Consider the following 19,996-nt stretch of genomic DNA (forward strand, 5'->3'; position numbering starts at 1 on the left):
GGAATCGAAACCGAGGGTGTTGAGCATGGCCTGCTCGTCACCGGCGCGGGGGCCGATGTGGCGGGCGATGAATTCGTCATGGGTGTCGAGGCGGATGGTCATGGGGTGTCCTCACGCGTCGGTCTGGTCCTGGATCAGGCGCTCGTAGGCAGCCTGGTCCAGCAGTTGGCCTACAGCGTTAGCGTCAGCGGGCTGGAAGCGGAAGAACCAGCCCTGGCCCAGCGGGTCTTCGTTGACCAGCTCCGGGGTGCTGTCCAGTTCCGAATTCACTTCCAGCACCTCGCCGTCCAGCGGCATGCCGATGCTGCTGGCGGCTTTCACCGATTCCAGCACCGACACTTCGGCACCGGCATCAAAGCTGCCCAGTTCGGGCACCTGAACGAACACCACATCCCCCAAGGCCTGCTGGGCAAACGCCGTGATGCCAACGGTGACAGTGCCGTCAGTTTCGGTGCGCAGCCATTCGTGATCGACGGTAAAACGCAATTCGCTCATATCAACTCCTCATTGTTCAGACTCATCCGCTGCAGGTGGCGGAGGGCGATGGGCAGGCTCGCGTTGGAGCTTGGCTGGAGGAGAGATAGCAAGGGCGGTGCCAAGGTTGATTTGTTGTTTTAAATCAATGGCTTAGTACCTTATGAGGCTGTTTCGGGGGCGGCTGGCGTATTGAAATCAATACAGGCAGGCGAGGGGAAGGGGCCAAAGCCCGGGCCAGACAGGTTGAGAGGGTATTGTCTTGATTTCGATACGGTGTATCGATTTGCACACAAAATGGCCAATACACACCCATCCCCTGTGGGAGCCAGCCTGCTGGCGATGCGGTGTGACAGGCAGCAAAGATATCGACTGACATGGCCCCATCGCCAGCAGGCTGGCTCCCACAGGGGGCGGCAATGAGATTAAGGTTTGTTGGGAATTCCGTATTTGCGTAGCCGAATGGCGATCGCGCTATGGGAGGTTTGCAGGCGCGCCGCGAGCAAGCGGCTGGACGGATAGCTGCGATACAGTTTTTCCAGAAGATTCTTTTCAAACCCTTCGACCGCATCCTCGAGGCTACCCACCTCGCCATCGTTCTGCCGCTCCACCGCCGTCCTGGCAATGTCCAGATCATCAATATCCACCAACGGATTCTCACAAATCGCCGCCGCGCGAAAGATCACGTTTTGCAGTTGCCGTACGTTCCCCGGCCAGCGGTTGCCGAGCAGGGCGGGAAAGGTGCTGGGCGCCAGGCGGCAGGCCGGGCGCTGGATCTGTGCGCAGGCTTGTTGCATGAAGTGCTGGGCCATCAACAGGATGTCGTGGCCCCGTTCGCGCAGCGGCGGTACTTGCAGGTTGAGCACGTTGAGGCGGTAGAACAGGTCTTCGCGAAAGTGCCCCTCGCTGACCATCTTTTCCAGGTCGCGGTGGGTCGCGCTGAGGATCCGCACGTTGACCTTGACCTCACGATCGCCACCGACCCGACGGAAGCAGCCATCGCTCAAGAAGCGCAGCAACTTGGCTTGCAGATACGGCGACATCTCGCCGACTTCGTCGAGAAACACCGTGCCCTGGTCGGCCAGTTCCAGCAGCCCGAGCTTGCCGCCCCGTTGCGCGCCGGTGAACGCGCCGGGGGCGTAGCCGAACAGCTCGCTTTCGGCCAGGCTCTCGGGCAGCGCCGCGCAGTTCAGGGCCAGGAAGGGCGCGTCCCGCCGACCGCTGATGGCGTGACAGGCGCGGGCCACCAGTTCCTTGCCGGTGCCGGTTTCGCCCTGGATCAACAGCGGCGCATCGAGGGCCGCCACCCGTTGCGCGCGGGCCTTGAGCGAGCGGATCGGCGGCGATTCACCGAGCAGCGCATCGAAACCTTCGGCGTGATCATGGTGCAGCGCCGACAGGCGTTCGCCGATGCGGTTGGGTTGGTACAGGGTGAGCAGGGCGCCGGCGTCGGTGATCGGCATGGCATCGAGTAGCAGGGTGTGGCCGCCGAGGCTGACCTCGTGCATGGGCAGGCGGAAGTGGTGGGCGATCAAGGTGCGTTGCAGATCGGCGTCGTCGAACAGTGCGCTCAGGGATTCACCGGCCGGTTCGCGACCGCACAGGGCGATCAATGCCGGATTGGCCAGCAGCACATGCCCGCGATCGTCCACCGCCAGCACCGGGTCGGAACTGGCGGCGAGCAGGGCATCCAGTTGCAGGCGCCGACGTTGCCCCGGAAGGATGTCGACCATGGTCACCGCCTGCACGCCGCACACGCCGAACAGGGCCTCGCGCAACTCTTCCAGCACTTCGGTGCCGAGGGTCGGGGCATCGATGTAGACGTTCGGCGGCACCATCTCCACGGCGTCCAGATTGAAGCTGCGCCCGCCGAGCAGGGCCAGCACTTCCTGGGTGATGCCGACGCGGTCGATGAAGGTGACGTGGATGCGCATGACGGACCTGCAAAATTGGCAAACGAAAATCAGTATGCCGGGGGCTCTTGGAATTTGGCGAGCGTGATGTCACGGGTTGCCGGTTTTACGCGCACTGGCCGCCAGGTCCTCGAGGAACGCCTGCAGGATCGGCGGCGGTGCCACGCCGCGCCGGGTGATCACGTCGAACGGAGATCGCAAGCGCAAACTTCCCGGGGCCAATTGGTGCATCTCGCCACTCTTGACCCATTGCGCGGCGAAGTGCTCAGGCAGAAAGCCCAGGTAGGCGCCGGAAATGATCAGGATCGCGGTGGCTTCGATGTTGTCCACGGTGGCGGCCGCCTTGCTCACGCCCAGGTGTTCGAGGTCGTATTGCTGCATGTAGCCGCGCACGACGATCCGCCCGGCCGCGACTTCTTCGAGCAGTTCCTCACCCTCAGCCTGGCTGCCATACAGCGGATGCCGGCGCCCGCAATACAAGCCCAGCGCTTCCTGGTACAACGGCGATTGCAGCAGGCCCGGCACATGGATCGGAAAGTGCCCGATGGCCAGGTGCAGGCGTCCGTCGAGCACCCGTTCTTCCAGCTCGGCGGGGGTGCCGACGTACACGTTCAGGTGCACGTCATGCCCGCGCGACACGAAGCGCTGGGTGGTGCGCGGAATGGGCGAGTCCGGGTCGGTGATGGTGGTGTCGATGATCCCCAGGTTGAGCTTGCCGCTGATGTGCTGCTTGAGCACGTCGGCGTCCATGCAGAAATTCTCCACCGCCGACAGCAGGCGCTGGGTCGCCTCATGGATCGCCACCCCTTGCTCGGTCAGGCGGAAACCGCTGCGCCCGCGCTGGCACAGCTTGACCCCAAGGCGGGTTTCCAGATGGGTCATCTGTTCGCTGATCGTCGACTGCCCGGCATTCAACGCCGCCTGGGCGGCGGAGAAACCGCCGCAGCGGACAATCGTGGCAAACACCCTGAGCAACTTCAGATCGACATCGTGCAGTTGAATCACGTTGACCTCCGGCCTGTGGATGCATCGGTAATGCCGATATGAGTATCTGATGTTTAGCATTTTTTCCACGAAAACCTGCGCCCATAGTCACTCCAACGGCGGTCGCCTTGCAGTTCCGCCAAGCCGATAACAAGAAGTGGAGAGGCTAGAAATGTCGAACAACGGTTATGAATCCGGTCGTCTGAACCTGCCATTCGTGGGTCATTGCACCTTTGGCAAATCCCCGGTGTGCACCGATTGGGACGCCCTGGATGCCGACGTCGCGGTGCTTGGCGTGCCCAACGACATGGGCACCCAGTGGCGCTCCGGCGCACGCTTCGGACCACGCGGGATCCGTGAAGCATCGACGCTGTTTTCCTTCGGCCACGCCGGCGCCTACGATCACGAAGATGACGTGATGTACCTCACCGCCTCGGACGTGCGCATGGTCGACGTCGGTGATGCCGACATCGTCCACACCGACATGGCCACCAGTAACAAGAACACCGAATACGCCGTGCGCAAGATCCTCGATGCCGGTGTGATGCCGGTGGTGCTCGGCGGCGATCACTCGGTGCACGCGCCAGTGATCAAGGCCTTCGAAGGCCGTGGCCCGATCCACATCATCCACTTCGATGCGCACCTGGACTTCGTCGACGAACGCCACGGCGTGCGTTACGGCCACGGCAACCCGCTGCGCCGCGCCTCGGAAATGAACCACATCGTCGGCATGACCCAGATGGGCATCCGCAACGTCTCGTCGTCCAACCGCGACGACTATGAAGCGGCCCACGAAGCGGGCTCGAAGATCCTCTCGGTGCGCGATGTGCGTCGCCTCGGCGTCGACGGCGTACTGGCGCTGATCCCGGAAAACATCAACTACTACATCACCATCGACATCGACGGTTTCGACCCGTCCATCGCCCCGGGCACCGGCACCCCGAGCCACGGCGGCTTCCTCTACTACGAAGTGCTGGAAATCATCCAGGCCCTGGCCAAGCGCAGCAAGGGCAGCATCGTCGGCATGGACCTGGTGGAGGTTGCACCGGTGTACGACCCGACCGGCATGACCTCGATCCTCGCCGCGCAACTGCTGCTCAACAGCATCGGTTTCATCTTCCACGAGCGCGGCAAGGTACGGGCGGCCGCCGAGAGCGAAGCGACACTGGCTTAAGAGCAGGCCTGAACATCGAAACCCATACCCCGGCAGTGCCTGACTGCCGGGCAGAGAGAATAAAAATGGACACGATCGTCAAGAGTTACCTGCAGAAGTTCGGCGTGAGCGAAGCCACCCAGACCTTCCTCAGCAAAGTGCAGAAGATGTTCATCGGCGGCGCCTGGGTCGAAGCCAGCGACGGCCAGACTTCCGATGTGATCGAGCCCTCCACCGAAGGCCTGATCACCCGCATTCCCATGGGCACCACCGCTGACCTGGACCGCGCCGTGTTAGCCGCCCGTGCGCAGTTCGACGGTGGCGAATGGAGCCAGGCCAAACCGGCGCAACGGGAACGCCTGATCCAGCGCCTGGCGGACTTGATCGAGCAGAACGCCGCCGAACTCGCGCAGATCGAATCGATCGACATGGGCAAGTCGGTCGCCTTCGCCAAGGACGTCGACATCCAGGGCACCGTCGATACCCTGCGTTACTTCGCCGGTTGGGCCACCAAGCTCCACGGCCGTACCGTCGAGCCTTCACTGCCGGGCAATTACCTGGCCTATACCCGCAAGGAAGCGGTGGGCGTGGTCGGTGCCATCGTGCCGTGGAACTTCCCGCTGCAAACCATGGCCTGGAAACTCGGCGCGGCGCTGGCCACCGGTTGCACCGTGGTGGTCAAACCCGCTGAGCTGACCTCGCTTTCGGCTTTGCGTTTCGCTGAACTGGTGCAGGAAGCGGGCATTCCGGACGGCGTGATCAACATCGTCACCGGGCGTGGCAGCGTGGTCGGTGCGGCCATGACCACCCATCCCGGCATCGACAAATTGACCTTCACCGGTTCGACCCCGGTCGGCCTTACCGTTGGCCGCTCGGCGCTGGACGACATGAAGCGCCTGACCCTGGAACTGGGCGGAAAGTCACCGGTCATCGTGTTTGCCGATGCCGACATTCCGGCGGCGGCACAAGCGGTCGCCAACGGGGTGTTTTTCAACTCCGGGCAGGTATGCGACGCCGGTACGCGGGCCTATATTCATAGCAGTGTCTACGAGCAATTCCTGGGTGAGCTGATCGCCTATACGCGCACCCTGAAAATGGCCCCGGGCCTGGACCCGGACTGCTTCATCGGCCCACTGGTCTCGGCCCTGCAAAAGCAGCGCGTGACCGAGTACATCGAGACCGGCAAGGCCGAAGGCGCCGAACTGGTCTACGGCGGCCAACCGGTGGATGGCCCTGGCTTCTTCGTCGAGCCGACCATCTTCGCCAATTGCCGCAACGACATGCGCATCGTCCAGGAAGAGATCTTCGGTCCGGTGCTGGTCACCGCACCCTTCGACGATGAGGAAGAGGCGCTGGCCCTGGCCAATGACTCGGTCTACGGCTTGGCGGCGGCCCTGTACTCCAACGACCTGGGCAAGGTGCACAGCCTGATTCCACGCCTCAAGGCCGGCTCGGTCTACGTCAACGCCCACGGCACCCTGGACCCGTCGATGCCGTTCGGTGGCTACAAGCAGTCCGGCTTCGGCAAGGACCTGGGCGCGGAGCAGCTCGACTACCTGCTCGAAACCAAGGCGGTGTGGATCACGCTGCCAGCCTGACGCCTGCCCTTTGTAGGAGCGAGCTTGCTCGCGAAGAGGCCGGCACATTCGACAAATATGTTGCCTGACCCAACGCTTTCGCGAGCAAGCCCGCTCCTACAGGTTTTTCGTCATTTACACGTTTGAACATCAGGAACGGCATGGAGGCCCCCCGGGCGTCGTTCACCCGAAGAATGCGGTTATCTCGTCATGATCTTCCAACAATAAGAGTCCATCATGAACACAAACGCCAAGTCCGCCACGAGTGTGTCCTCCCTCGATGACAAGTCCGTCGTCGAGGGGCATTCGATTGACTTCATCCCCGAGGACGAACGCACCGACAAACTGTCGAGCCAGGGCCCGTTCTGGTTTCTCGGCAACTTCACCTTCTTCACCATGACCATCGGCTTCGTCGGCCCGAGCGTTGGCCTGACCGCGCTGTGGACCACGCTCGCCGGCACCCTGGGCATCATGTTCGGCACGCTGTTCATGGCGTTTCACGGATCCCAAGGCCCGCACCTGGGCTTGCCGCAGATGATCCAGTCCCGTGCGCAGTTCGGTTACCGCGGCGTGATCCTCGTGCTGCTGGCGACGCTGTTCGTGTTCGCCGGGTTCAACATCGTCAACCTGGTCCTGATGATGCAGGGCCTGCACACGCTGTTCGGTTTCAACCCCGCAGTGATCGCGGTGGCGGTGACCATTCCGGCGGCGGTGTTGGCCATCCTCGGCCATGACTGGATGCACCGCAGCTTCAAATGGGCGTTGTACCTGTCGCTGCCGCTGTACGGCCTGGTGACCCTGGCGGTGGTGATGGGCTGGGTGCCGGATGCGGTCTTGCCGGCACTGGCCGAAGGCGAAGTGGCCCCGGCGCCGCTGGGCTTCAACTGGACCGGTTTCATCGCCCAGTTCGCGGCGGCGGCGAGCTACAACATCGCCTATGCCCCATACGTATCGGACTACTCGCGCTACCTGCCGAAGAACACCTCCAGCGGCAAGTTGATCGCCGTGGTGTTCCTCGGTGCTTCGCTGTCCGGTGCGTGGATGATTTCCGTCGGTGGCTGGCTGGCCGATCACCTGCACTCAACCGACGTGCTGGTGGCCCTGGGTCAAGTCGGCAACACCGTGTCGCCGCTGATCGGCACCGCGGTCGTGGTGGTGACCATCCTGGCGTTCCTGCCGGTGATCGCGATGAACATCTACAGCGCCAAGCTGACCACCCTGACCTGTGTCGATTCGATCAAGCACATCGAACCAACCCGCAAGGCGCGGATCCTCGCCATCGCCTTCGTGATCCTGTTGCAACTGGGCGTGGCCCTGAGCATCCAGAGTTCCGGCAAAGGCCTGTCGGTGCTCGGCATCTACCTGGTGGTGATGCTGTACTTCCTGGTGCCCTGGACCTCGGTCAACCTCACCGACTACTTCTTCGTGCGCAAGGGCCGCTACGCCATCCCGCACTTCTTCATGCCCCACGGCAACATCTACGGAAGCTGGGGCCTGCGCGGTATCGCCGCCTATGCCATCGGCTTCCTCTCGATGATTCCGTTCTTCTACATCTACGACGGCGTCGAGCAGCGCGAAGTCTATGTCGGCCCGCTGGCCAAGGCGCTGGGCAGCATCGACATCGCCTGGCTGGTGGGGCTGATCGTCTCGGGCCTGGCGTACTACTGGCTGAGCCGCTCGATCGACCTCAAGCGCGAAGAAGCGGTGATCCAACAGATCGAGAAGACCTCCCCGCAATACACCACCGGCGACACGCTGACCCACAAACAGTCACCACAACCGGTATTCACTGAATCGACGGTCGGGAGATAGCTATGACCACGCAAAGAATGTCTACACAAAAATACGACTACATCATCATTGGCGCAGGCTCGGCAGGTTGTGTGTTGGCCAACCGCCTGAGCGAAGACCCGGCCACCTCGGTCCTGGTCCTGGAGTTCGGCGGCAGTGACAAGAGCGTAGTGATCCAGATGCCCAGCGCATTCTCGATCCCGATGAACACCAAAAAGTACAACTGGCGCTACGAAACCGAGCCGGAAACCTACCTCAACGGCCGGCGCATCCACTGCCCACGGGGCAAGGTGCTGGGTGGCTCATCGTCGATCAATGGCCTGGTGTACATCCGCGGCCACGCCCTGGATTTCGACGAATGGGAATCCCTTGGCGCCCAGGGCTGGGGCTACAAGCATTGCCTGCCGTACTTCAAACGCGCCGAAAGCTACGAGTCCGGTGGCGACAGCTATCGCGGGCAGACCGGGCCGCTGCACACCACCAACGGCAACAACATGAAGAACCCGTTGTACGGGGCCTGGGTCGAAGCCGGTGCCGAGGCGGGCTACATCAAGACCGAAGACTGCAACGGCTACATGCAGGAGGGTTTCGGCGCGATGCACATGACCGTGAAGAACGGTGTGCGCTGTTCCACCGCCAATGCCTACCTGCGTCCGGCCATGGGCCGTCCGAACCTGACGGTGATCACCCATGCGATGACCCGCCAGGTCATCCTTGAAGGCAAGCGTGCGGTGGGGGTCATGTATGACCACGGTGGCCAGACCCACCAGGTGTATTGCAACCGCGAAGTGCTGATCGCGTCCGGGCCGATCGGTTCGCCGCACCTGCTGCAACGCTCGGGCATCGGCCCGGCCGCGGTACTGCGCAAGGCCGGGATCGGCGTGCGCCATGACCTGCCGGGGGTAGGGGAGAACCTGCAGGACCACGCCGAGGTGTACATCCAGTTCGGCTGCAAGGAACCGGTGACCCTCAACAGCAAGATGGACCCGCTGAGCAAACTGATGATCGGCCTGCGCTGGCTGCTGTTCAAGGACGGCCTGGGGGCCACCAACCACTTCGAGGCCGGTGGTTTCATCCGCTCCGAGAAGGGCCTGCGCTGGCCGGACATCCAGTTCCACTTCCTGCCAGCAGCGATGCGCTACGACGGCAACAAGCCGATCAAGGGCCACGGCTTCATGGTGCTCACCGGTCCCAACAAACCGAAAAGCCGGGGTTATGTGCGGGTGCGTTCGGCCGACCCTTACGAGCATCCGGAAATCCGCTTCAACTACCTGGAGCGCGAAGAGGACCGCGAAGGCTTCCGCCGCTGCATCCGCCTGACCCGCGAGATCATCGGCCAGAAAGCGATGGACCGTTTCCGCGACGGCGAAATCGCCCCCGGCGCGCTGGTGACCAGTGACGAAGACCTCGATGCCTTTGTCCGTGACAACCTCGAAAGCACTTACCATCCGTGTGGCTCGTGCCGCATGGGCGAGGACGACATGGCGGTGGTGGACTCCGAACTGCGGGTGCATGGCATCCAGGGGTTGCGGGTGATCGACTCCTCGGTGTTCCCGACCGAGCCGAACGGCAACCTCAATGCGCCGACCATCATGCTCGCCGAGCGGGCTTCGGATCTGGTGCGTGGGGTGAATATGTTGCCGGCGGCGGATGTGCCGGTGGGGCTGGTGGAGAACTGGGAAAACAGCCAGCGCACGACATTGCCGGGACGTAACGTGCGGGTCTAACTGCAACCCGCGATCCATTGTGGGAGCCAGCCTGCTGGCGATGAGGCCTTCAGGTTCAACAGTGATGTTGACTGACAGTCCGCTATCGCCAGCAGGCTGGCTCCCACAGGAGGCGCGGTGCTTTCAGGAATTTTTTCGTTGTGGTTGCTAGGCTGTAGATCCTTGAGACCGCAATGGAGCACCCTCATGCCTATCCTGGCCCTGCGCGCTGACGCCTCGCACATCGAAAAAATCGCCCCCTTGTTCGACGCCTATCGCGGCTTCTACGGCCAGCCGTCGAACCTGCCACAGTCGCGCAACTTCATCGCCGAACGCATCGCCCGCGATGAGTCGGTGATCTTTCTCGCCGAGGATACCGACGGCGAAACCCTGGGTTTCGTGCAGATGTTCCCGACCTTTTCCTCCATCGACGCACACCGCACCTGGCTGCTCGGCGACCTGTTCACCACGCCCGCCGCGCGGGGCAAAGGGGTTGGCACGCTGCTGATGAACACCGCCCGCGACTTTGCCCGGTTGATGGGCGCCAAGGGCATGACCCTGGAAACCGCCACCGACAACTTCAGTGCCCAGCGTCTGTATGAGTCCCTGGGTTACGTGCGCGATCCGGGCTACTACACCTACTGCCTGGACTTGCAGCGTTGATCGTTTTTCAAGCTGTCAATCGCGCCGCGCCGATCGCCTCGCGACGCCGGCAACACTGACCGGCGTCAGTGGACGCCCGACCACCGCCTCGGCTTGAGGAATAACACTGTGCACGCCTGGGATCGACAAGGTTTCTCCAAGCTCCAGCGCGCACACCGCTACCAATCCCATCAGCAGGAAGCCGCAGGATTTGATCAAGAGGTTCATTTGGTTTTTCCTCGCACAAAGTTGCTGGGCAGGTCCTCGGCGTTGGGCAGGTCTTTCAGTTCGATTTTCTGGCATTGGTCGAATTGTTGAAAGCGAAATCATCAGCCGGTGCGGCATCGCCACTTTTAAAGTCGCTGAGCTGAATGCTGTACTGCGGACTGCCGGCAATGGTTTTTGAAGTGATGGAATAACGGCAAGGGTAGGGATTGTCGCCCTGGGCGATCCAGATCTGCCAATCAACTTCTTTCTTCCTGAAAGCCAGGTGATCGCATTCGGTACCGCCGATAACGCCACTGCCCAGATCCTTGATGTCGGTCACGCCGGCCATCAATTGATCCTGGGGATTGGACATGAACAGGTCTGCGCCGGGAAGCGGCCGGTTGTATTTATCCCGTAGCGTATCGAGCAGATGATCCAGCGTGCCCGGGACTTCGACCTGGGTGTAGATGTTCTTGCCTTTGCCCAATAGGGTCAGGGTCTTGCCATCAAACACCATCTCCAGGTCGGCAAAACCACTGGCGCGGGCACTGCGCAATTTGTCAGGCCGGGTGAGAGCGACTGTGCCGGAACCTGCCAGTGCCAGTCGTTGCTTATCTTTGGTGACCACTTCAAGGATGGTGTCGTAGTTGAACGATATATTTTTTTGCGCTGACATATAGTCGGACATCTTCTTGATCAACGTCTTGGCATAGGCCTCATCGGCCTGTGCTGTTGGTGTACTCAATCCGATGGTCAGGGCAAGAGCTGCTCCAGTGATGCGGGTGACAGAGATGTTTTCCATGGGAGGTCACCGCGGTAAGTATGCCGGGTTGGCAATGCGGACTTATAAAGTTAGTCCTACCAATGGCAACTCGCCCTGTATTGGCTGACCATTCATCTGACGTTTTATTGCGCAGTGACAGCCCATGTTCGAGAAATAAAAAATGCCGCCCGACAGGCGACATTTTCGTTGACTACGATCAAGCGGTTTACTGTTTCGGCTCACCGAACACGGGCCGGAAGAAGGAGCGTTCATAACTGAGGATGCAGCGGGTTTCTTCTGCGTACTTGAAGGCGGCGATACATTCAGCGTCGTTCATCGACTCTTGGCGATAGGTTTCGTAGGCCGCCAGGCTTGGGAAAGTGAACATCGCCAGAGCAATGTTATTGGCACCCTCGGACGGCAGGAAGTAGCCGTGATGCTGGCCGCCAAATTTCTCCACCAGTGGAATCCACAGTTTGCCGTAGTGTTCGAATGCGTCGAGCTTGTACGGGTCCAGCACATATTTCAGGTAGCAGGTGACCATCTTTTTTCTCGCTGACTAGGTTTATGAAGTGCTCGCCGCCGATGGTAGACAACAGGCCTGGTGGACGCCATGGCGCAGAGCGATTTTGTGGGAGCTGGCCTGCCGGCGATGGCGGCCTGACAGACGACCTGATCTCAAGAGAACACATTCCCCCGTGCGGTACGGGCAAACTCGATGAAAGCCTTGAGCGCTGCGGGCACATGTCGTCGGCTTGGGTAGTACAGATGCAGGCCGGGGTAGTAGGGGCACCAGTCACCCAGCACCTGAACCAGGCTGCCGTCGGCGATCTGCGTCTTGACCATGTCCTCGAAGACGTAAGCCATGCCGACACCCTGCAACGCCGGGCCGACCATCAGGCTCACGTCGCCCAGGGTCAGCGGGCCATCCACCTCGATTTCCTGGGTGATCCCGCCACGTTCGAACTCCCAGCGATACAAGGTGCCACTGGGGAAGCGATGGCGGATGCACGGCAGGCCATGCAGGTCTTCGGGTTTCTGTGGAACGGGATGCTTGCGGAAAAATTCCGCGGAGCCCACGACCCCGGAGCGCAGGGTGCTGCCAATCGGCAGGGAGACCATGTCCGCCTCCAACCGAATACCGAAGCGCACTCCGGCGTCAAAGCCCTGAGCCACCACATCGACCAGCGCGTCGTCTGTCACGATCTCCAGTTTCACGTCCGGATAGGCTTCCAGGAACCGGCCGGCCATTGGCAGCAGCACCAATTCGGCGGCCTGGCGACCCGCGGTGATTCTCAGGTTGCCCGAGGGTTTTTCGCGAAAATGGTTCAGGTCTTCCAGGGCATCGTCGATATCGCGAAAGGCCGGTTTCAATCGTGCAAAGAGACGCTCGCCGGCCTCGGTCAGGCCGACGCTGCGGGTGGTGCGGTTGAATAGCCGCACGCCAAGCCGGTTCTCCAGGGTGCGCACCGCATGGCTCAGCGCAGAAGGGGTCAGCCCCAGTTCCACCGCCGCACGGCTGAAGTTCAGGTGGTTGGCCACGCACAGGAAAGTCGAGAGATCTGCCGCCGAAGGGGCCTTCATATGTGAATACCGTTCACAAAGTCATGCAAAATTACTGGGATTATCACATCAGTAATGCAGATTTAAAGTTGCGTCAACTCATCAAGAAGGCCCGGCAATAACGTTCGGGTCGCTGCCAGGAGGAGTTGAAATGCGTACTTGGTTCATTACTGGGGCTTCCCGTGGTTTTGGTACTCTCATCGCAGAACGTGCTCTGCGTGCCGGCGACGCGGTCATTGCCACCGCCCGTAAACCCGAAGAAATCATCGCCAGACTCGGCGATCATCCAAACCTGCTGGCCGTGCGTCTGGACGTGACCCGCGAAGCAGAAGCGCATCAGGCCGTGGCAGAAGGCATCAAGCGTTTCGGCCGAATCGACGTGCTGATCAACAATGCCGGATTCGGTGTGCTGGGCGCGGTGGAGGAAACCAGTGCGAGCGAGACCGAGCGCCTGTTCGCCACCAACGTCTTCGGCGTACTCAACGTGACCCGCGCGGTGCTGCCGCACATGCGTCGCCAACGCGGCGGGCATGTCATCAACATTTCCTCCATCGGCGGCTACCAGGCCTACATGGGCTGGGGTGTCTACGGTTCCACCAAGTTCGCGGTGGAAGGCATCAGCGAGGCGCTGCACCAGGAACTGGCGCCGCTGGGCATCCACGCCACGGTGGTGGAACCGGGCTTCTTCCGCACCGACTTCCTCGACGAGCAGTCGTTGGTGAAGACCGCGCTGGAACTGTCGGACTACGACGACACCGTGGGCGCCATGCGCAAGCATGCCGAGGCCGCCAACCACGCCCAGCCGGGTGACCCGGTGAAATTCGCCGAGGCCATGCTCGCTCTGGTCAATGCGCCGAAACCGCCGCAACGGCTGGCGCTGGGCAGCGATACCATCGCGCGCATAGAGGCGAAAAACCGCTTTGTCGCCCAGGAACTGGCCGAGTGGAACGAGCTGGCGCTGTCCACCGATTTCAAGGACTGACTCAGGTGAAACCCTGTAGGAGCCAGCAAGCCGGCTCCTACAGGTTTTTGATCAGCGGCATTCCATACAGAAATAGGGCATGACGTCGGAGCTGGCATCGTAGCCATTGCTGCCATCTGCGTAATGGTTCTGCCGTAACCGGTCAGAGCCGCCTTCTGCAACCCGAGTACCGCGCATCGAGTTGTAACCGCCCGCGGCAACGCTGTTTTGCTTCAGCCGGTCGGAACCGTCCGATGCCAGTTGCCGCTCTCTCAAACGATCGGCACCACCCTCGGCCAGTTGCCGTTCCTTCAGACGATCAGCGCCACCTTCAGCGACCTGATCCTGCTTGAGGCGCTCCGCCCCGTCGGCGGCCAGTTGTCTTTCCTTGATGCGGTCGGTGGCGCCTTCTTGGCGCCTTATACGCAAGTATGACCAGCGACCGTCAATCGACCGGGAGGACGGGCGGCTTGCCCTGATCCTTCAACAGAAAGACGACAAATTTCGCCGGCTTGTCCTTGCTCGCATTACGGCCCACGGTGTGGATGTCATTGGGGCCTTCGTGGAAGCTTTGCCCGGGCATCAGCGTGACTTCCTTGCCACCCTTGACCCCCATGACGATCGAGCCTTCGAGCACATAGATGAAGCCGTGGGCGTCGTGCCGATGAACCGGGTCGGCACCGCCCGGCGGGTACTCGACGGTGAGCATCAGCACTTCCTTGCCGGGGTAATCGGGAAGCGCGGTGACAGATACCTCCTTGACGTCCGGGGGCGGTGCGTCGGCGGCCAGGACCTGGGGCGGCAGGGTGGACAGTGCAAGCAGGGCGAGGAGAACGTGGGTTCGCATGGGACGCTCCTGATGAAGTGGGCGGGCTGACTGTCAGGCGCCGGCGCTCTTGAGCCATTGATCGAAGTGAGTCTTGCCGACGATGGGATTGGCGCCCGGGGTCAGTGACTGGTCGTTGATGATCGCGCCGAAGTAGCCGGCGTTGTCGTCGGTAATCACTTCCCGCTGATCCTTGTTGTGTTGCAGCCAGGTCTTGGCGAACGAGACCAGCGGCTGCTTGTCTGGACCTGCCACTTCCGAGGTCTTGTTGGTGGGCGCCGCCACGGCAATCGTGGCCAGTGCCGAGGCCACGTCGGCCGAGGCGATCGGTTGCAGGGCGGCGGAAGTCAGGCGGATGCTGTCGCCTTGTGCACCGGATTGAGCAATGGCGCCGATGAACTCGAAAAACTGCGTGGCACGCAGGATCGAATAGGGCACGCCGGCTTTCTTGATCAATTCCTCCTGGGCCATCTTGGCGCGGAAGTAACCGCTTTCGAGCATCCGCTCGGTGCCCACCACCGAGAGTGCGACGTGGTGCTTGACCCCGGCGGCCTTCTCGGCAGCGGCGAGGTTGCGCGCGGATTTTTCGAAGAAATCGAGCACGGCGGCATCTTCGAACGAGGGCGAGTTGGCAACGTCGACCACCACGTCGGCGCCTTGCAGGGCAGCCTGCAAGCCTTCCCCGGTCACCGCGTTGACCCCCGATTTCGGCGAGGCGGGCAGGACATCATGCCCATCCTCGCGCAGCCGTTCGCAGAGCTGGGTGCCGATCAACCCGGTTCCGCCGATCACGACAATTTTCATGATGTTTGCCTCCGTCTGTTGGGTGTGCGTGAGCTTGGTGGAGATGGACTGACCTTCAAGTCTAGGCGGGGATAACAACGCGATGCATTGGCGGGATGGACGGCAGGCATTTATTTCGCAGGAAGCCGGATCATGATCAAATGGCGGCCATTTTTGCGTGGGTACTGGCTTGATGAACAAAACAGCGATGATGACCCTTGCCCTGAGCCTGGGTCTGTTCGGCATGCAGGCGCACGCACAAGGGGACGCAGAAGCGGGCGGGAAACTGTTCAAACGGGTGTGCGGCGGCTGCCATCAGGTCGGTGAGGGCGCACGGGCGTTTTTTGGTCCGCAGCTCAACGGTATTGTCGGGCGCACCGCCGGGAGCACCACAGACTATCAATACTCCGATGCCATGAAATCATCCGGCATCGTCTGGACCCGGGAAAAACTTGCAGCGTACATCGAAGACCCGAAGGCGGTGGTGTCGGGTACGCGGATGATTTTCTGGGGGATCAGCGATCAGGAGAAAATCGATGATCTGCTGGCCTACTTGCAGACCTTCCAGACACCCTGATCCTGGTGGATGTACCTCGATCCCGTAGGAGCTGCCGCAGGCTGCGATCTTTTGATTTGCTTTCAAGGGCAAGATCAAAAGATCGCAGCCTTCGGCAGCTCCTACAGGGGGGCGTGTTATCGACGAAATTGCGCGCAGTGGTCCTGTTCCGGTTGCGCTGCGGTGTACCACACGTAATCCGCGCTATCGGCGCTGACCGTCTTGCCCACCTCGGCCAGCACCAGCACCGCGTTACCTTCACCCGCGCCGAGGTCTTTCAGGTGCAACGGCACGCCCAGGTCCTTGCGCACATGAAACGCCCCGGCCAGCAACAGGGCCGGTGTCGGTGCGGCCAACAGGCGCTCGGCCATGCGTCGGTCACGCTGCTGCTGCACGGCGAGCATCGCCGGCATCTTCGCTTCGGGCAGCAAGCCGCAATGGGACTCGCGGATGTCGTCCAGTAATGTCGCTTGCACCTGTCGGGTGGTGGACGCTTCGCCGCTGAGCGTCGGGCGCTGTTTATAGATCTGCATGATCTGCGCCCGGTCGAGGTTGGCCGACAGCAGCGGGTAGGGTTGACGCAGGGCGTAAGTCACCAGTGCGCCGTAAACGCTCCAGTCCCAATTGGCTTGCCAGGACAGCGCCTGGTACGGGTCGGCCGGCGCTTGACCGGCACGGCTGGCGGCCTGTGCGGCATCGACTTTCGCCTGTTGGTCGGGGTTGAGCATTTCCAGCAACAGGCTGCCTTGCGGACGTTGCGCCGCCAGTTGGCGCAGCAGCCACAGTTGCAAGGCATGGTGGTCGGGATTGTCGTGTTGTTCACCGACCAGCACCCGCGGCGCAGCGGCCAGGCGCTCGACCAGCTCTTGCGGGGTGAGGGTGCGCCCGCTGGCGAGTTCGCGGATCACCCCGAGATCGGCGTGATCTCGCCCTTGCGAGGCGATCGCCGGCGGTGGCGGTGTGACGTCATGGGATTGGCAGGCAGCCAGCAGGCTGACCAGGCATAACAGCAGGATGCGCATCGGATCTCCTTGTTGGACGGTAGACGTCTATCAGCGCGCAATAATCAACGGGTGACCGCGCTCCGGGTGCCGCTGAATCAGTACTTGCAACCCGTACACCGTCTGCAGTGCTTCGGCGTTCAGTACTTCATCCGGTGGACCGTAGGCGTGCGCACGTCCCTCATGCAACAGCAGCAACTGATCGCAGTAACGTGCCGCCAGATTCAGGTCGTGCAGAATCACCAGCACCGCCGCACCGCGCCCGGCGAAGTCGCGCACCGCTTGCAGAATAGTGTGCTGGTGCAAGGGGTCGAGCATCGAAGTCGGCTCGTCGAGCAGCAGGATCTGCCCTTCGGCACCCGGCCACAATTGCGCGAGCACCCGCGCCAGGTGCACGCGTTGGCGTTCGCCACCGGACAAGGCCAGATAACTGCGCCCCGCCAGGTGCAAGGCGTCGGCGGCACTCAGGGCTTGGGCGACGATTTCGGCATCGCGCACACGCCCGCTGGCATGGGGCAAACGACCCATGCCCACCACTTCATTGACCGAGAAGGCGAAGTTCAGGCTCGAACTTTGCGGCAATACCGCCAGGCGCCTGGCCCGTTCCTGCCCCGGCCAGTCGGCGAGTGCACGCTCGTCGAGGCTGACCGTGCCTTCATTGGCCGGCAGCTCATCGCACAAGGCGGCGAGCAGGGTGCTTTTACCGGCGCCGTTGGGCCCCAGCACGCCAAGGACTTCACCCGGACGCAACTCGATATCGATGTCCGCCAGCACAGTGCGACTACCGCGCCGCACCAGCAAATTGTTGGCCCGCAGCATCAGGAACGCCCCCGTACCAGCAGATAAAGGAAGAAGGGTGCACCGATGAGTGCGGTGATGATGCCGATCGGTAACTCGGCCGGTGCCAGCAACAGGCGGGCGACCAGGTCGGCCAGCAACAGCAGGCTGGCACCGGCGAGCAACGACGCCGGCAACAACACCCGATGATCCGGGCCAACCAGCAGGCGCATCAGGTGCGGCACCACCAGACCGATAAAGCCGATCAGGCCTGCCGCCGCCACCGCGGCACCGACGCCCAGCGCCGTGCACAACACCAGTTCAAGCTTGATCCGCTCGACATTGAAACCCAGGTGACGGGCTTCGGATTCGCCCAGCAGCATCGCATTGAGCGCCGCCGCGCGCCGCGGCAACCACAACGCCACGCCCACTGCCACGATCAGCAACGGCCACAGGCGCGGGTAGCTGGCGCCGTTGAGGCTGCCCAGGTTCCAGAAGGTCAGGGTGCGCAACGTGGCGTCATCGGCCAGGTAGGTGAACAGACCGACGCCGGCCCCGGCCATGGCCGTCATCGCCACGCCGGCCAGGAGCATGGTGGCGACGTTGGTCTGGCCATCGCTGCGGCCGAAGCGATACACCACCGCCGTGACGATCAGGCCACCGACGAAGGCACTCACTGACAACAGGTAGGGTTCGATGGCCGGCGGCAGTCCGCCGAGCATGCTGCCGCCGACGATTGCGACGGCTGCACCCAGCGCCGCGCCGCCGGACACCCCGACCAGCCCCGGATCCGCCAACGGGTTGCGGAACAACCCCTGCATCGCCACGCCCGACAGCGCCAGTACCGAACCCACCGCGATGCCGAGCAGACTGCGCGGCAGGCGGATCTGGCCGAGGATCAGCTCCGCCTGTTGCGTGTCACCACCGTCAACCGGCATCCCGAGCAAGCGCAGCCCGGCCAGCAGAGTATCGCCCAGCGGCAGGCTGACCGGCCCGAGGGCCAGGGACAGCCAGAACACCAGCACCAACAACAGACCCAAAGTAATCAGCATCGACCGCGGCCGAACGATGGCCGTCATCGGTTGCGCTCGGCAGTCTGCACCTGTGCCGACGGATAGAATGCTTTCGACAGTGTGTTCAACGCGTCCGGCACACGCGGCCCCAGGCCACCGACCAGCAGCGTGGGGTCGATCACCAGCACTCGGCCTTCGCGACCGGCCGAGGTTTGCGCCAGGACCGGATTCTGCTCCAGCAGCGCTGCCCCCGCGGCATCGCCTTCAAGCTTGGCACCGGCGAAAATGATCACCTGAGGGTCCAGAGCCAGCATGGCTTCGTTGGATACCGGCTTGTAGCCGTTGTGCTCGGTGAGGTTTTTCCCGCCGGCCTGATCGATCATCCAGGCGGCCAGTGTGTCCTTGCCCGCGGCCTGGAGATTGGCGCCGGCATGGCTGAGCAGCAGCAACACCCGAGGGGCGCGATTGTGCTGTTGCACTTGCTTGATCCACGCCGCCTGCTGCTCCAGACGCTGCTGATAGCCGGCCATCAACGCCTGTGCTTCAGCCGGTTTGCCGAGCAGTTGTCCGAGTTCGGTCAGGTTGTGTTGCAACGAGGGGACGTCGGCCTTGGCCGAGAGCAGCTCAATGCGCACGCCGGCAGCCTTGAGTTGCGCCAGTACGGGTGGCGGGCCCATTTCGGCGCTGCCCACCAGGATGTCCGGCTTCAACGCCAGAATGCCTTCGGCCGCCAGCGCCCGCTGGTAACCGACGCTCGGCAGGCTGTGCAAGGAGCGCGGGTGCTGGCTGGTGCTGTCGACACCCACCAGCTTGCCCTCGCCACCCAGGGCGACCACCCATTCGCTGAACGCGCCACCGGCGCTGACCCAGCGTTGGGGCAGGGCGTCGGCCATGGCCATTTGGCTCACGAGCACGCTGGCGCAGGCCAGCAGTGATTTGATACGCATCAGGACGCTTCCTTAGTCGTTCAGGACGGTGGCGGTTTCGGCCAGGGCATGCCGAACAACGGAATGACCCGTTCACCGTCGGCATCGAAACCTTCGAAGCGGGTGATGATGCCATCGACGCTCGGCTTGCGCATCCGTGATCCCGATGCCACTTGTGGGAGCAGGCTCATTCCCACAGGTCATTTTGTTCACCAGCCGATGCTCGCCAGGGCTTCAAGCCTCCCAGTTTCGTGCCGCACTGAGGATTTGAATCCACTGATCATCCTGTGGGAGCGAGCCTGCTCGCGAAGAACCTGAGCACGCCTCGGGGTGTCAGGTTTCCAGCGTTATCGTTAGCGACCATCGCGAGCAAGCTTGCT

22 protein-coding genes are annotated in these 19,996 nt (G+C 62.3%); 7 read left to right on the forward strand and 15 right to left on the reverse strand.

Going from position 1 to position 19,996, the window contains the following annotated elements; genetic code table 11:
* From SOP95_RS32310 to SOP95_RS29485, 4 genes are all read right to left on the reverse strand, one after another.
* Positions 1-102, reverse strand: a 102-nt coding sequence (locus SOP95_RS32310) for a hypothetical protein (RefSeq protein ID WP_442967787.1), incomplete at its 3' end; no start/stop codon positions are given.
* Positions 103-111: 9 nt separating this feature from the next.
* Positions 112-495: a glycine cleavage system protein GcvH gene (gcvH, locus tag SOP95_RS29475; RefSeq protein WP_323609252.1), complete on the reverse strand. Its 384-nt coding sequence runs from the start codon at positions 493-495 to the stop codon at positions 112-114.
* Positions 496-899: 404 nt separating this feature from the next.
* Positions 900-2,408, reverse strand: a complete 1,509-nt coding sequence (locus tag SOP95_RS29480) for a sigma-54-dependent transcriptional regulator (protein WP_323609253.1) — start codon at positions 2,406-2,408, stop codon at positions 900-902.
* 69 nt (positions 2,409-2,477) lie between these two features.
* Positions 2,478-3,392 carry a LysR family transcriptional regulator gene (locus SOP95_RS29485; protein ID WP_274076579.1) on the reverse strand — a complete coding sequence of 305 codons (915 nt, stop codon included), beginning with the start codon at positions 3,390-3,392 and terminating at the stop codon, positions 2,478-2,480.
* 151 nt (positions 3,393-3,543) lie between these two features.
* Here SOP95_RS29485 and speB point away from each other — a divergent pair, with 151 nt between their 5' ends.
* From speB to SOP95_RS29510, 5 genes are all read left to right on the forward strand, one after another.
* Positions 3,544-4,545 (forward strand): agmatinase, encoded by a 1,002-nt coding sequence (speB, locus tag SOP95_RS29490; RefSeq protein ID WP_323609254.1) that lies wholly within the window; start codon positions 3,544-3,546, stop codon positions 4,543-4,545.
* 65 nt (positions 4,546-4,610) lie between these two features.
* Complete coding sequence (locus SOP95_RS29495; RefSeq protein WP_274076581.1) at positions 4,611-6,122, forward strand: aldehyde dehydrogenase family protein; 1,512 nt, start codon at positions 4,611-4,613, stop codon at positions 6,120-6,122.
* A gap of 216 nt (positions 6,123-6,338) precedes the next feature.
* Positions 6,339-7,913 (forward strand): purine-cytosine permease family protein, encoded by a 1,575-nt coding sequence (locus SOP95_RS29500; protein WP_323609256.1) that lies wholly within the window; start codon positions 6,339-6,341, stop codon positions 7,911-7,913.
* A gap of 17 nt (positions 7,914-7,930) precedes the next feature.
* Positions 7,931-9,619, forward strand: coding sequence for a choline dehydrogenase (betA, locus tag SOP95_RS29505; RefSeq protein WP_323609276.1), 1,689 nt, complete (start codon positions 7,931-7,933; stop codon positions 9,617-9,619).
* Positions 9,620-9,805: 186 nt separating this feature from the next.
* Entirely contained in the window at positions 9,806-10,261 is a 456-nt protein-coding gene (locus tag SOP95_RS29510) for a GNAT family N-acetyltransferase (protein WP_323609257.1), read from the forward strand.
* A gap of 15 nt (positions 10,262-10,276) precedes the next feature.
* On the opposite strand, the gene SOP95_RS29515 is transcribed toward SOP95_RS29510, so the two are convergent.
* The 4 genes from SOP95_RS29515 to SOP95_RS29530 form a co-directional block, all read right to left on the reverse strand.
* Positions 10,277-10,468 (reverse strand): hypothetical protein, encoded by a 192-nt coding sequence (locus SOP95_RS29515; protein WP_274076584.1) that lies wholly within the window; start codon positions 10,466-10,468, stop codon positions 10,277-10,279.
* 55 nt (positions 10,469-10,523) lie between these two features.
* Entirely contained in the window at positions 10,524-11,249 is a 726-nt protein-coding gene (locus tag SOP95_RS29520) for a DUF2092 domain-containing protein (protein ID WP_323609258.1), read from the reverse strand.
* A gap of 187 nt (positions 11,250-11,436) precedes the next feature.
* On the reverse strand, positions 11,437-11,754 hold the full coding sequence (locus tag SOP95_RS29525) for an NIPSNAP family protein (RefSeq protein WP_274076586.1): 318 nt from the start codon (positions 11,752-11,754) through the stop codon (positions 11,437-11,439).
* A gap of 134 nt (positions 11,755-11,888) precedes the next feature.
* A complete protein-coding gene (locus SOP95_RS29530; protein ID WP_323609259.1) occupies positions 11,889-12,794 on the reverse strand; it encodes a LysR family transcriptional regulator in 906 nt (301 codons plus the stop codon).
* Positions 12,795-12,924: 130 nt separating this feature from the next.
* Between SOP95_RS29530 and SOP95_RS29535 the strand changes: the two genes are divergently transcribed.
* Positions 12,925-13,755 carry an oxidoreductase gene (locus tag SOP95_RS29535; RefSeq protein ID WP_323609260.1) on the forward strand — a complete coding sequence of 277 codons (831 nt, stop codon included), beginning with the start codon at positions 12,925-12,927 and terminating at the stop codon, positions 13,753-13,755.
* A gap of 51 nt (positions 13,756-13,806) precedes the next feature.
* Here SOP95_RS29535 and SOP95_RS29540 read toward each other — a convergent pair whose 3' ends face one another.
* From SOP95_RS29540 to SOP95_RS29550, 3 genes are read right to left on the reverse strand one after another with little or no spacing between them, the layout of a single operon-like run.
* Positions 13,807-14,163, reverse strand: a complete 357-nt coding sequence (locus SOP95_RS29540) for a hypothetical protein (protein WP_323609262.1) — start codon at positions 14,161-14,163, stop codon at positions 13,807-13,809.
* Positions 14,164-14,179: 16 nt separating this feature from the next.
* Positions 14,180-14,581: a cupin domain-containing protein gene (locus tag SOP95_RS29545; RefSeq protein ID WP_274076590.1), complete on the reverse strand. Its 402-nt coding sequence runs from the start codon at positions 14,579-14,581 to the stop codon at positions 14,180-14,182.
* A gap of 33 nt (positions 14,582-14,614) precedes the next feature.
* Complete coding sequence (locus SOP95_RS29550; RefSeq protein WP_274076591.1) at positions 14,615-15,364, reverse strand: SDR family oxidoreductase; 750 nt, start codon at positions 15,362-15,364, stop codon at positions 14,615-14,617.
* A 172-nt stretch (positions 15,365-15,536) separates the two neighbouring features.
* Between SOP95_RS29550 and SOP95_RS29555 the strand changes: the two genes are divergently transcribed.
* On the forward strand, positions 15,537-15,920 hold the full coding sequence (locus SOP95_RS29555; protein WP_323609263.1) for a c-type cytochrome: 384 nt from the start codon (positions 15,537-15,539) through the stop codon (positions 15,918-15,920).
* Between the two features lie 116 nt (positions 15,921-16,036).
* Here the strand turns inward: SOP95_RS29555 and SOP95_RS29560 are convergent, their stop codons facing one another.
* From SOP95_RS29560 to SOP95_RS29575, 4 genes are read right to left on the reverse strand one after another with little or no spacing between them, the layout of a single operon-like run.
* Positions 16,037-16,921: a ChaN family lipoprotein gene (locus SOP95_RS29560; RefSeq protein WP_274076593.1), complete on the reverse strand. Its 885-nt coding sequence runs from the start codon at positions 16,919-16,921 to the stop codon at positions 16,037-16,039.
* Positions 16,922-16,951: 30 nt separating this feature from the next.
* Complete coding sequence (locus SOP95_RS29565) at positions 16,952-17,719, reverse strand: heme ABC transporter ATP-binding protein (protein ID WP_274076594.1); 768 nt, start codon at positions 17,717-17,719, stop codon at positions 16,952-16,954.
* Entirely contained in the window at positions 17,719-18,702 is a 984-nt protein-coding gene (locus tag SOP95_RS29570) for a FecCD family ABC transporter permease (RefSeq protein ID WP_274076682.1), read from the reverse strand. Before SOP95_RS29570 ends, SOP95_RS29565 begins: the two co-directional genes overlap by 1 nt.
* 50 nt (positions 18,703-18,752) lie before the next feature.
* Positions 18,753-19,637, reverse strand: coding sequence for a heme/hemin ABC transporter substrate-binding protein (locus SOP95_RS29575; protein ID WP_323609265.1), 885 nt, complete (start codon positions 19,635-19,637; stop codon positions 18,753-18,755).
* Positions 19,638-19,996: the final 359 nt, after the last annotated feature.

Origin of the sequence: Pseudomonas sp. YuFO8 (assembly GCF_035065025.1) — a bacterium.
Taxonomy (GTDB): domain Bacteria; phylum Pseudomonadota; class Gammaproteobacteria; order Pseudomonadales; family Pseudomonadaceae; genus Aquipseudomonas; species Aquipseudomonas putida_AE.